The organism is Mesorhizobium sp. M2A.F.Ca.ET.043.02.1.1 (assembly GCF_003952405.1).
Classification (GTDB): Bacteria; Pseudomonadota; Alphaproteobacteria; order Rhizobiales; family Rhizobiaceae; genus Mesorhizobium.
On record NZ_CP034445.1, the window covers coordinates 1965051 to 1977433 of the forward strand.

At 64.7% G+C, this 12383-nt stretch carries 11 protein-coding genes; 7 read left to right on the top strand and 4 right to left on the bottom strand.

What is annotated here, in order from left to right:
* On the top strand, nucleotides 1-1368 hold the full coding sequence (gene phnE, locus EJ068_RS09335) for a phosphonate ABC transporter, permease protein PhnE (protein ID WP_127252049.1): 1368 nt from the start codon (nucleotides 1-3) through the stop codon (nucleotides 1366-1368).
* A 227-nt stretch (nucleotides 1369-1595) separates the two neighbouring features.
* Here the strand turns inward: phnE and EJ068_RS09345 are convergent, their stop codons facing one another.
* The 3 genes from EJ068_RS09345 to EJ068_RS09355 form a co-directional block, all read right to left on the bottom strand.
* Entirely contained in the window at nucleotides 1596-2447 is an 852-nt protein-coding gene (locus EJ068_RS09345; RefSeq protein ID WP_127252050.1) for a sugar phosphate isomerase/epimerase, read from the bottom strand.
* Between the two features lie 226 nt (nucleotides 2448-2673).
* Complete coding sequence (locus EJ068_RS09350; protein ID WP_127252051.1) at nucleotides 2674-3861, bottom strand: Gfo/Idh/MocA family oxidoreductase; 1188 nt, start codon at nucleotides 3859-3861, stop codon at nucleotides 2674-2676.
* A gap of 141 nt (nucleotides 3862-4002) precedes the next feature.
* Nucleotides 4003-5058, bottom strand: coding sequence for a sugar phosphate isomerase/epimerase (locus EJ068_RS09355; RefSeq protein ID WP_126064313.1), 1056 nt, complete (start codon nucleotides 5056-5058; stop codon nucleotides 4003-4005).
* Nucleotides 5059-5457: 399 nt separating this feature from the next.
* Here EJ068_RS09355 and EJ068_RS09360 point away from each other — a divergent pair, with 399 nt between their 5' ends.
* The 4 genes from EJ068_RS09360 to EJ068_RS09375 are packed head-to-tail and all read left to right on the top strand — an operon-like array spanning nucleotide 5458 to nucleotide 9277.
* A complete protein-coding gene (locus EJ068_RS09360; protein ID WP_042640703.1) occupies nucleotides 5458-6345 on the top strand; it encodes a sugar phosphate isomerase/epimerase in 888 nt (295 codons plus the stop codon).
* Between the two features lie 57 nt (nucleotides 6346-6402).
* Nucleotides 6403-7572 carry a mandelate racemase/muconate lactonizing enzyme family protein gene (locus EJ068_RS09365; RefSeq protein WP_127252052.1) on the top strand — a complete coding sequence of 390 codons (1170 nt, stop codon included), beginning with the start codon at nucleotides 6403-6405 and terminating at the stop codon, nucleotides 7570-7572.
* A gap of 2 nt (nucleotides 7573-7574) precedes the next feature.
* Nucleotides 7575-8291, top strand: coding sequence for a FadR/GntR family transcriptional regulator (locus EJ068_RS09370; protein WP_127252053.1), 717 nt, complete (start codon nucleotides 7575-7577; stop codon nucleotides 8289-8291).
* 5 nt (nucleotides 8292-8296) lie between these two features.
* Nucleotides 8297-9277 (top strand): hydroxyacid dehydrogenase, encoded by a 981-nt coding sequence (locus EJ068_RS09375; RefSeq protein WP_129554520.1) that lies wholly within the window; start codon nucleotides 8297-8299, stop codon nucleotides 9275-9277.
* Nucleotides 9278-9396: 119 nt separating this feature from the next.
* On the opposite strand, the gene EJ068_RS09380 is transcribed toward EJ068_RS09375, so the two are convergent.
* Nucleotides 9397-10692, bottom strand: coding sequence for an amidase (locus EJ068_RS09380; RefSeq protein WP_127252680.1), 1296 nt, complete (start codon nucleotides 10690-10692; stop codon nucleotides 9397-9399).
* Nucleotides 10693-10813: 121 nt separating this feature from the next.
* Here EJ068_RS09380 and EJ068_RS09385 point away from each other — a divergent pair, with 121 nt between their 5' ends.
* Entirely contained in the window at nucleotides 10814-11161 is a 348-nt protein-coding gene (locus EJ068_RS09385) for a GFA family protein (protein WP_127252681.1), read from the top strand.
* A 209-nt stretch (nucleotides 11162-11370) separates the two neighbouring features.
* Nucleotides 11371-12333, top strand: a complete 963-nt coding sequence (locus EJ068_RS09390; protein WP_348639310.1) for a nitroreductase family protein — start codon at nucleotides 11371-11373, stop codon at nucleotides 12331-12333.
* The last annotated feature ends 50 nt before the right edge of the window (nucleotides 12334-12383 follow it).

A 12383-nucleotide genomic window follows, 5' to 3' on the forward strand; every position in this document is an offset into this window, starting at 1 on the left:
ATGGCTGCTATGACCGCCGACGAACTAAGCGCCATCGAAGATCGCCACCCGCAGATCTTCCAGCGGCCGGCCTACAAGCGCTTCTGGCCGCTGCTGCTGGTTGCGGGCACGGTGCTCTATCTTGGCTACGCCCTGTGGTTCTTCAGCTTGCCGCAGGTGCTGCGCGAGTCGCACTGGGAGCGCCTGCCGCTCTTCCTGTCGCAATGGATCAGCTACGATCTGCAGCCGGAATTCCGCCTCGACCAGCCCGAGATCACGCCGAAATATCCGCGCTTCTCGGCGCTCGGCGAAAACCCCGAACCCGATTGGGTGATCAAGAATCCCGACGGCACTTACACCGTCCAGATCGACGGCAACGCCAAATCCGTCACCTTCGACAAGACCAAAGCGACGATCACGGCCAACGGCCTGACCGTGCCCATAGCGCTGACCGGCGGCAAGCCGATAGTCACTGGTCCGATGCCCGACTGGATCACCGTCCATGATGACGAGATCGTCGCCAAGCTGGGCTTTGCCGGCGAGGTGCGCGTCACCGTCGACCGCGTCAAGGTGCGCAAGCGCTTCCTCGGTTGGGCGAATTTCGTCTTCGATACGCGCTCGCCGTTCTTCGGCAAACCCTATAGCGAAGTCATCTCGCTGATCGTCTCCGGGCCGGAACTCAAGCCGGGCACGTCGAACCTCGCTTTGGCCGCCGACAATTTCTGGAACAACGCCCAATGGCAGCACGGTGATGTCTGGACGAAGCTGCTGCAGACCATCGTCATGGCGTTCCTCGGCACGCTGCTCGGCGGCATCGTCGCTTTCCCGCTCGCCTTCTTCGCCGCCCGCAACATCACGCCGAGCGGCGTTCTGAGCCAGGTGCTGAAACGCTTCTTCGATTTCATGCGCTCGGTCGACATGTTGATCTGGGCGCTGTTCTTCACCCGCGCCTTCGGCCCGGGACCGCTGGCCGGCAGCGCCGCGATCTTCTTCACCGAGATCGGCACGCTCGGCAAAACCTATTCCGAGGCGCTGGAGAACATCGACGACAAGCCGCGCGAAGGCGTGCTCTCGACCGGCGCCAACGAGATATTGGTGCAGCGCTACGGCGTGCTGCCTGAGGTGGTGCCGGTCTTCATCAGCCAGACCCTCTACCAGTGGGAATCGAACACCCGCGGCGCCACCATCATCGGTGCCGTCGGCGCCGGCGGCATTGGCCTGAAATTGTGGGAAGCGATGCGCACCAATTCGAACTGGGCCAACGTCTTCTACATGGTGCTTTTGACCCTGCTCGTCGTCTTCATCTTCGACAACATCTCGAATTTCCTGCGCCGAAGGCTCAGCCGCACGCTGCATGATTACAACCGGCTGCAGGCCGAGCAGGGGTAGTTGGACTGCTGCCTTTTAAGGAGAGGTCGGCGGGACAGCGCCCCCCTCTGCCCTGCCGGGCATCTCCCCCACTTGGGGGGAGATCAGCCGTCATCGCGGCTTTCGCCAATCGTCGACGCTGCAAGGTTCAGCGGAGCGAACGGAGCTGCCAATCTCCCCTCGTGGGGGAGATGTCCGGCAGGACAGAGGGGGGCGCGAAGGATCGCGACGCCGATCGGACGGTGCACCTAAGCCGCCCCCTTCCACCCGTCCCTGATATGCCTATGCCCCTCGCGATAAACCGCCTCCGGGCTCTCCGCGAAATCCCGCCACACCTTCGTCGCCGCAGCCAGATGCTTCAGCGAGCGGCCGAAGGACTCGATCGTCAGCCAGTCGTCATAACCGCTTTTGCGGATGGCGGAGAAAGTCTCCTTCCATGGAATGTTGCCGCGCCCCGGCACCCCGCGGTCGTTCTCCGAAATGTGGACATGGACGATATTGCGGCGATGCTTCGTATAGGCGCCGATCGGATCGGCCTCCTCGATATTGGCATGGAACGTGTCGTACATCGCCTTGATGTGCGGCCGGTCGATCGCATCGATATGCTCGCACAGATCGGCCATGGTGTTGACCAGATAGCATTCGAAGCGGTTGAGCGCCTCCAATCCGATGGTCACGCCCTTCTTGCCGGCATGGTCACCGATGGCGCGCTGCGAGGCGATCGAGCGCTTCTTCTCGGCAGAAGTCGGCCCGCTGCCGGAAAAGGCGCCGAGCGTCGAATGCAGCGGCCCGCTCAGCGTGTTGGAGCCAAGCGCCGCGCTGCAGTCGATCGCCCATTTCATGTAATCGATACCGGCCTTGCGCGCGGCGGCATCCGGCGAGATCAGGTTCATCGCCGGATCGCCCATCGCCGAGACCGCGGTGCGCTCCAGACCGATGCGGTCGAGCATCTCGCCCAACCTTTTGTAGTCGTCAGGCGCGCCGGCAAAGACCGGTATCTCGACGCCGTCGAAACCCGTCGCCTTGATGTCCTTCAACAGCGTCACATCCTTCTTCGAGACGCTGGTGGTCCACAAGAACATGCACATGCCGATTTTCATCGACACCCCTCCCCGCTTGCGGCCAGCCATTTGCGTTGGCGGGCCGCACTCCCCCTCATCCGGCCGCTTTCGCTGCCACCTTCTCCCCGGCGGGGAGAAAGAGGTTGTCGTCGGCGCCGGCGCCCTCCTCTCCCCTCGGGGAGAGGTCGGATTGCCCCGAATTGCGTTTGCAATTCGGCTGGCAATCCGGGTGAGGGGGACTCCCCCTCAGACGACGCAGCCGTCCCTAGAGCTTCGTCCACGCCCCATTTTTCTTCGACGACTTCACGCAGGCCTCGATGAAGGCCATGCCTTCGACGCCGTCCTCGATCGTCGGGAAAATCACATCCTTGCCCGGCTTGCCGCCCCTTCTGCGTGCCGCCCGGATTGCGCGGGCGGCCTCCTGGTAGATGTTGGCAAAACCTTCGAGATAGCCTTCCGGATGTCCGGATGGCACACGGGTCACACGCGCCGCGACCGGCATCGCGCCGGCGCCGGCCCGGGTGAGCAGCTGCTTCGGCTGGCCGAAAGGCGTGTACCAGAGATAGTTCGGGTCGGCCTGCACCCATACCAGCCCGCCCTTCGAGCCATAGATGCGCAGCTTCAGCCCGTTCTCATGGCCGGGCGCCACCTGGCTTGCCCAGATCATGCCCTTGGCCGGATGCTTGTTGCCGACTGGCTTGAAGCGCAGCATGACATTGACATTGTCGTCGAGCTGGCGCCCAGGCACGAAGGCATCGAGGTCGGCCGACAGAGAATCCAGCTCCAGCCCGGACACGAAGCGGGCAAGATTGTAGGCATGCGTGCCGATGTCGCCAAGCGCGCCGCCGGCGCCCGCCTGCTTGGGATCGGAGCGCCACGAGGCCTGCTTCTGGCCGGTGGCGGCGAGATCCTCGGTCAGCCAGTCCTGCGGATATTCCGACTGCACGATGCGGATGTCGCCGAGCTGGCCCTTGGCCACCATCTCGCGCGCCTGCCGGATCATCGGATAGGCGGTGTAATTGTGGGTAAGCACGAACACCTTGCCGGTCTTCTCGACCAGCGCGGCAAGCTTCTTCGCCTCGGCGAGCGACGTTGCCAGCGGCTTGTCGCAGATGACATGGATGCCGGCCTCGAGGAAGGCCTTGGCCGCGGGCACATGCACGTTGTTGGGGGTGACGATCGCCACCGCCTCGATGCCGTCGGGACGCTTGGCCTCGGCCTTGGCCATCTCGGCGTAGGAGCTGTAGCTGCGCGCTGGATCGAGCCCGAGCTCGGCGGCGGAAGCCTTGGCACGCGCCGGGTCCGACGACAGCGCGCCGGCCACCAGCACGAAATCATTGTCCATGCGCGCCGCGATGCGATGCACCGCGCCGATGAAGGCACCCTGCCCGCCGCCAACCATGCCGTAGCGGATCGGGCCGCCTCCCGTTTCCGACTTCGATGCGCCGACCATTTTTCGTCCTCTCCTCTTGGCTGCTCACCCTCCCCCTGCGGAGGGCCGACGCACGGCGTCGGGCGGGGTATAAGGGTCCGCCGCGGCTTTGAATTCAACCCCGCCCGGACCCGCTGTCGATCTTCCAGGGAAGTTCGCGGGTCAAATCCCCATCATCGCCCGCAGCAGCTTTTTGTCGGTCGTGCCGGCGGCGAAATCGTCGAAAGCCTTCTCGGTCACCCGGATGATGTGGTGCTGGATGAAGGGCGCGCCTTCGGCTGCGCCGTCCTCGGGATGCTTCAGGCAGCATTCCCATTCCAGCACCGCCCAGGAATCGTAATTGTACTGGGTGAGCTTGGAGAAGATGCCGCTGAAATCGACCTGGCCGTCGCCAAGCGAGCGGAAGCGGCCTGCCCGGTTCACCCAGCCCTGATAGCCGGAATAGACGCCCTGCCGTCCGGTCGGATTGAACTCGGCGTCCTTGACGTGGAAGGCCTTGATCCGCTCGTGATAGATGTCGATGAATTCCAGATAGTCGAGCTGCTGCAGCAGGAAATGCGACGGATCGTAATTGATGTTGCAGCGCTTGTGGCCGCCGACCGCGTCGAGGAACATCTCGAAGGTCGCGCCGTCGAACACGTCCTCGGAAGGGTGGATCTCGTAGCCGACATCGACGCCATTGTCCTCATAGACGTCGAGGATCGGCTTCCAGCGTTTGCCGAGCTCGCCGAAGGCTTCCTCGATCAGTCCGGCCGGCCGCTGCGGGAACGGATAGAGGTAGGGGAAGGCCAGCGAGCCGGTGAACGACACCGAGGCGTTCAGCCCGAGATTGCGCGACGCCTTGGCGCCGAACTTCATCTGTTCGACGGCCCATTGCTGGCGCGCCTTGGGATTGTTGTGCACCGATGGCGGCGCGAAGCCGTCCATCTGCGCGTCATAGGCAGGATGCACCGCCACCAGTTGCCCTTGCAGGTGCGTCGACAGTTCCGTGATCTCGACGCCCGCGTCGGCGCAGATGCCTTTCACCTCGTCGCAATAGGCTTTCGACGAGGCCGCCTTCGCGAGGTCGAACAGGCGTCCGTCCCAGGTCGGGATCTGCACGCCCTTGTAGCCGAGCCCGGCCGCCCATTTGGTGATCGAAGCCAGCGAATTGAACGGTGCGGCATCGCCCGCGAACTGCGCCAGAAACAGGCCGGGACCCTTCATCGTCGTCGGCATCGGCATCCTCCCTCTCTTGTTTTCGTGACCAAGCATAGCGCCAATTGGAGCGAGGGCCAGCCTGTTTGGTCAGTCCTGACGGCATCTGAACGCCATGTCATTCTGGTATTACCAAATCCCGTAGTTCGGTCAAGCGCCTGAAAAGCTGGAAGAAGCCGCGGACCCGCAATTGGAAATGCGAAATTACCTTATTAAATCATAGCATTGTCCGGCGCGGTCGCCTTCCTCTGCCCACTTCTTGCCGCGCGCGAAAATTTGCTGTAGACGTCATGACAGGCCCAATTGGTCGAACCAGTTTCGAGGAAAACCTGGCAACGCCTTGGGGAGGAAACGTGCGGCCGCCTCTGTTCGAGGCGTCGCGGGTAAAATGTGACAGGCGAATTCTGGGAAGGATAGACCATGCATCTTTCGACGCACAATTGGATGCGGGCGGAGCCGCTGGAGGTGACGCTGAAGCGCATCAAGAAGTTCGGCTACGAATCGATCGAGATTTCCGGCGAGCCCGAGCAGTACAAGACCAAGGAGACGCGCGCGCTGCTCAAGGAGTATGGCATCCGCTGCTGGGGTTCGGTGACGCTGATGCTCGGCGAACGCAACCTCGCCGCCAAGAACCAGGGCCAGCGCGAGCGGTCCGTCCAATATGTCAAGGACGTGCTCACCATGGTGAGCGAGCTCGACGGCGAGATCATCACGCTGGTGCCCGCGACCGTCGGCAAGGTGGTGCCGGACGGCACCGAGGCGGAGGAATGGGGCTGGGTGGTCGATGCCACGCGCGAATGCTTCACCCATGCCAAGAAGGTCGGCGTCCGGATCGCCATCGAACCGCTCAACCGCTTCGAGACCTATCTCTTCAATCGCGGCGCCCAGGCGCTCGCGCTCGCCGACGCGGTGAGCCCCGAATGCGGCGTCTGCCTCGACGCCTACCACATCCACATGGAGGAATTTAACGTCTATGACGCGATCCGCCAGGTCGGAAAGCGCCTGTTCGATTTCCATGTCGCCGACAACAACCGCTTCGCCGCCGGCCTTGGCCAGATCGACTGGCCGAAGATCGTGCGCACGCTGAAGGAAGTCGGCTATGACGGCGCGCTGACCAACGAGTTCGTCGCCCCCGTCGACCGCACGCCCGCCGCGCCTTATCCGGAGATGGTCGAACGCAATCCGGTCGACATCTCGCCCGAGCAGCTCAAATTCATCCAGGACCACGGCTCCAGCGTGCTTACGGAGAAATTCTACACCGACCAGATGCGCATAACCGCCGAAACGCTGCTGCCGCTGATCAAGTAGACCTCCGATCAAAGCTTGTCCCTTCCGCCTGGCGGGCGGAGGGGCCGAAGGGAAAATATGCGCATCAAAAGCGTTCAGGCCTGGTGGGTCCGTGTCCCGATCGAAGTCGCGAGGCAGCATCGCAGCGACTTCGGGCAGGTGACGACGTTCGACGCCGCCATTCTGCGCATCGAGACCGACGACGGCCTGGTCGGCTGGGGCGAAGGCAAGAACGCCGCCGGCAGCGCCGGCAGCTATGGCGCGCTCGTCCATATGCTCAATCACGAGATCGGTCCGCAACTCATCGGCCGCGATCCGGCCGACATCGGCATCATCTGGGAAATGCTCTATAACGGCGTGCGGCACGAGACGGCGGCACATGCCGGCCATGCGATGCCGCAGCTGGCGCGGCGCGGCATGAGCGTGGCGGCGATCAGCGCCGTCGACATCGCGCTGTGGGACATCCTCGGCAAGTCGCTCGGGCAGCCCGTATGGCGGCTGCTCGGCGGCCGCAAGGTCGAGCGCATGCAGGCCTACGCTTCGGGCGGCTGGGCCTCCCCCGACGCCATCGGCGAGCAGTTGCAATCCTACATCGCCAAGGGCGGCTTCAAGGCGCTGAAGATGCGCGTCGGCGCCATGGACGGCGCGCCCCATCTTTCGGCCGCGCGCGTGCGCGCCGCAAGGCAGGCGATCGGTCCGGAGGTCGACCTGATGGTCGACGCGCACGGCACCTACACCGTCGCCGAGGCCAAGCGCTTCATCCAGCTCACCGCCGATCTCGACCTCGCCTGGTTCGAGGAGCCTGTGATCGCCGACGACAAGCCGGGCATGGCCGAGGTACGAGCCTCGGGCTCAACGCCGATCGCCACGGGCGAAAGCGAGGCGACGCGCTACGCCTTCCGCGACCTGGCGGTGTTGAAATCGGCCGACATCTTCCAGCCGGATCCCGCTTTCTGCGGCGGCATCAGCGAGGCGATGAAGATCGGCACCATCGCCAGCGCCTTCAACCTGCGTTTCGCGCCGCATCTGTGGGCCGGCGCGCCCTGCTTCTTCGCCGGGCTGCATGTGTGCGCCGCCTCGCCCGCCTCCTTCATCATCGAATATTCGCTCGGCGCCAACCCGATGATCCACGACCTGGTCGAGGAGACTGTCGAAGCGGAGGACGGTATGATAGCGATCCCTGAAAAGCCTGGATTGGGTTTCACCATCTCCGAGCGATTCCTGGAGGCGCACGCGCAACGTATTTGACGATGAAAGAAAAGAACCTTCTCGCGGAACTCGCCGCCTATCTCTTCTCCAACTCGGACAAGGAGTCCGGCCGCACGCCTTCGGAACGCGAGCTGGCTGAACATTTCGCCGTCAGCCGCGGCCAGATCCGCGAGGCGCTTGCCATCCTGGAAGCCATGCGCATCGTCGAGCGGCGCGCCAAGTCCGGCATCTATATCGACACCAAGCAGGCGAGCGTGGAAGCGCTGGCGCTGTTCGCCCGCGCCGGCCTGCCGCTCGATCCGGTGCAGATTTATGAGACGGTAGAACTGCGCAAGATCCACGAGATCAAGGCAGCCGAGCTTGCCTGCTCGCGCGCAACGGAAGAAAACTTCGAACGCCTGCGCGAGATCCTGAAAGCCTCCGAAGAACGCATCGCCGCCGGTGAAGGCCTCGCCAAGGAGGACCGCGAATTCCACCTCGAGATCGTGCGCGCCACCAAGAACAGCGTCTTCCACAACATCTGCAGCGTCTATTACCTGATGGGCGAGCAGCGCCTGCCGATCTATTTCAACGATCCCGAACGCAGCGTGCGCTCGCATGCCGAGCATATCCAGATCTACGAAGCGCTGCTGCGCCGCGACGGCAACCTCGCCCAGGCTCTGATGAGCGCCCATTTGCAGGGCGCCGAGAGCTACTGGAAAGGGATCATCGAAGGCCACGCAACAGAACCGAAAAGCGCGGCGCTCGAGAAGGTCTGAGTGCAATGCGCAAGATCCTGGCGACGCATCCGCTGCACCCCCGCGCCACGGCCATGCTGGCCGGAGCAGGGCGGCTGGCCGTCGCTTCCGCGCTCGATCCAAAGACATTGACCACTGAGGCCCGCGACGCCGACATCGTCATCGTGCGCGCGCCGCTGCCGCCGGAACTGTTTCAAGGCGCGGCGAATTTGCGAGCCGCTATCCGCCACGGCGCCGGGCTGGACATGATCCCGGTCGAGGCGGCGACCGCCGCCGGCGTGCTTGTCGCGAACGTACCCGCCGTCAACGCTCGCTCGGTCGCCGAGCATGTGATGTTCGCAGCGCTCGCCCTATTGCGGCGCTTCCGCGTGATGGACCGCGACCTGCGCGCCAAGGGCTGGCTTGCCGGGCGCGAGCATGCCAATTCGACCAGCGAGCTTGCCGGCAAGACGATCGGCATTGTCGGCCTCGGCGCGGTCGGCCAGGCCGTCGGGCATATCGCCGCGCACGGTTTCGACCTCAATGTCGTGGCAACGACGCGCAGCCTGCGCCCGGCGCCCGAGCGCGTCGGCTTCCTGTCGATCGACGCGCTGGTCGAGCAGAGCGACGTCATCGTGCTCTGCTGCCCGCTGACGGCGGAGACGCGCGGCCTGATCAGCCGCGAGCGCATCGCCCGTATGAAGCCCGGCGCACTGCTGATCAACGTCTCGCGCGGCCCGGTGGTCGACGACGAGGCGCTGATCGAAGCCTTGCGAGAAGGCCGCATCGGCGGCGCCGCGCTCGACGTCTTTTCCGTGCAGCCGCTGCCGCCCAACCATCCCTATTTCGGCTTCGACAATGTCATCGTCACCCCGCACATGGCCGGCATCACCGAGGAATCGATGATGCGCATGGGTGTCGGCGCCGCCGGCGAGGCGCTGCTGGTGCTCGCCGGCAAGCTGCCCGTCAACCTGCGCAATCCGGAAGTGATCGAGCACTACCGGCGACGCTTTCCAGCTGGCGATTAATTCGCCGAGACCATTGCGACGATGCAGACCGGAGACGCCGGCGGGACAGAGGGGGGCGCGAAGGAACTCGGGGCAAATCCTCTCTGACGACAAATTTGCCTTGGTTCGCCGCGTCCCTGTCAACGGCCGAGCAAAGCCTCAACGACCGCCGCGATGGCGAGCAGCCGGCGATCATGCCCATGCTTGCCCACCAGCATCAACCCGGCCGGCAACTTGGTGCCCGGCATCGGCAGCGAGATGGCGCAGAGGTCGAACTGGTTGGCGACCTGCGTGTTGCGCAAGAGCAGCCCTTCCGTCCTGTCGCGCAACGCTTCGTCGCCGGCCATGGCGGCAATGGAAGGCGCGACGATCGGAACGGTCGGCAACGCCAGCACGTCGACCGCCTCCAGCCGTTCCGCCATCGCCGTCGCAAGCTCGCCGCGACGGCGGATCGTGCGGATGTAGGCCGAGGCGGGAACCGACAGCGCGCGCGACAACGGCCCGGTGACATGCGGATCGACCGGCACGGAGGCGCCGCTCGCCAGCCAGTCGGCATGCACTTCGGCGCCCTCCATTGAGGCGATCGTGCCGCGTCTGGTCGCGGCGCGCATTTCGGCGATGAGATCGTCGATGGGCAAATCGACGGCGCCGGCGCCAGCCTGCCCGATCCTGTCGATGCAGGCCTCGAAAGCTTCCGCGACCTCGGCTTGCGTCTCGCCGAACAAGACGCCGCGCGGAATGCCGATGCGCAAGGTCGCAAGCGGGACCGGCTGAAGGGCCGCCGGCTCATCTGCGGCCATGATCGCATCGGCAATCGCGCAATCGGCGACGCTGCGGGCAAGCGGGCCAATCGAATCCAGCGTCATCGACAGCGGAAAGGCGCCCGTCAAAGGCACGCGCCCCGCCGTCGGCTTGAAGCCGACGATGCCGTTGAGCGAGGCCGGGATGCGCACCGAGCCGCCGGTGTCCGAACCGATCGAGATGTCGCTTGTGCCCTCGCCGACCGCAACGCCCGCCCCCGATGACGAGCCGCCCGGGATCAGGCTGGCGTCGGCGGCATTGCCCGGCGTGCCATAGTGAAGGTTGTCGCCGATCGCGGTGAAGGCGAATTCGGTCATGTTGGTCTTGCCGACGATCACGGCGCCCGCCCGCCGGAGCCGCGCCACGATGGCCGCGTCCCGCGTCGCCGGCGCGGTGCCGGCGAGGATCAGCGACCCGGCCGTGGTCGGCTCGCCGGCAACGTCGAACAGATCCTTGATCGAGACGATGCGCCCGTCGAGCGGGCCAAGGCTGACGCCGGCCTTGCGGCGAGCGTCGGACGCATCGGCGGCTGCCCGCGCGGCCGCGGCATAGAGCTTGGTGTAGACCCGCTCCTCGGCCGCGCGATTGGCAAGACGTGACAGGATGGTTTCGAGACGATCGCGGACGGATTGCATTTTCGATGTCGGACCTTGCAAATTTGCAACGTCTTTTAGACGCGCGGCCTGATGTTGGGCCCGGCAAAGAGATAACCCGGCAAGCGTGCCTTTGCACCCTGCCAGCGATGGGAAGATGCTGATGCTGTACAAAGGCAGTTGCCACTGCGGCAAGGTGGCATTCGAGGTCAAGGGTGAGATCGGCGGCGCGGTGCGCTGCAACTGCTCGATCTGCGCGCGCAAGGGCGCGCTGCTGTGGGCGGTGCCGCATGAGAAGCTCAGTCTGGTCGCCTGGGGCGACGACCTCGGCCGCTACACCTTCGGCAAGGCTCAAATCGCGCATCGCTTCTGCCGGACCTGCGGAATCCACCCCTTCGCCGAGGATGTCGGCGAAAGCGGCGAACGCACGGCCTATATCAACATCAACTGCCTCGACGACGTCGACGTCGCCGGCATCGAAGTGTTCGAGTTCGACGGTCGCGCCGCCTAGGCGGCGGGTCGATCAAAGGCCTTGATTGAGATCAAGGGCTATTCCCGAGCCGCCGCTATCTTGCCTGCAAGTTTATTCGAGAGGGCACGATGAACAGGCGAACGATGCTCGTGGGCGCAGGCGCCGCGCTTGTCGCGGCGGGCACCGGTGTTGCCGGTTGGCGATCGGCGGTCGGGTCCATGGCCCAGTATGAGGTCTTCGCCGCCGGATTGCGTGACCGCCTGACGCCCGATCTTGGGGCCATCGTCCGTTACGCAACCTTGGCGGCCAATAGCCATAATACGCAGCCCTGGCGGTTCCAGCTTGAAGGGCATGCAATCGAGATCCGGCCTGACCTTCAGAGGCGGACTCCGATCGTCGACCCTGACGATCATCATCTCTATGTCAGCCTGGGATGCGCCGCGGCCAATCTCATGCTCGCCGCGGCGGCGACTGGCCGAACCGGCGAGGCTTCGCTTACGGCCGACGGCAACGGAATCCGTTACGACTACCTCATGGGCGAGGCGAAAGCGGACCCGTTGGCCAACGCCATTCCGAAACGCCAATCGACGCGTGCCGAATATGATGGCCGCGCCACCCCTGCCGCGGATCTCGTCGAGCTTGAGCGCGCAGCCGCGATACCGGGTGTGAGCCTGGCGCTTGTCACCGATCAGGGGCGGATGAAGCAGGTGCGGGATCTCGTCCTCGCCGGCAATGAAGACCAGATGAATGACCCCGCATTCATGCATGAGCTGAAGCAGTGGATCCGCTTCAACCCGCGCAGCGCAATGGCTCGAGGCGATGGGCTCTTCTCAGCCGCGAGCGGCAGCCCGGTGCTGCCGAGCGGCCTTGGCCGGATCGCCTTGGACCGGTTGTTCAGCGCCGCCCAGGAGAATGAGAAATACGCCCGTCAGATCGACTCATCGGCAGGGGTGGCGATCTTCTTTGCCGAGCGGCCGGACCACGACCACTGGGTCAGGGTCGGTCAGGCGTGCCAGCGCTTCGCTTTGGCCGCGACGAGCTTGGGACTTAAGCTCGCCTTCATCAACCAGCCTGTCGAGGTCGCCCGCCTGCGCGCCGACCTGGCGGGGATTGTCGGCGAGACCCGCAGGCCGGATATTGTGATGCGCTTCGGATATGGACCGGCCTTGCCGTTTTCGCCAAGGAGGCCGGTGGCTTCGGTCGTCCTATGATGGTCGAGATGGTCAGAGGCGGTTGACCCGTCAGCCAGGCTGCCCGCCGG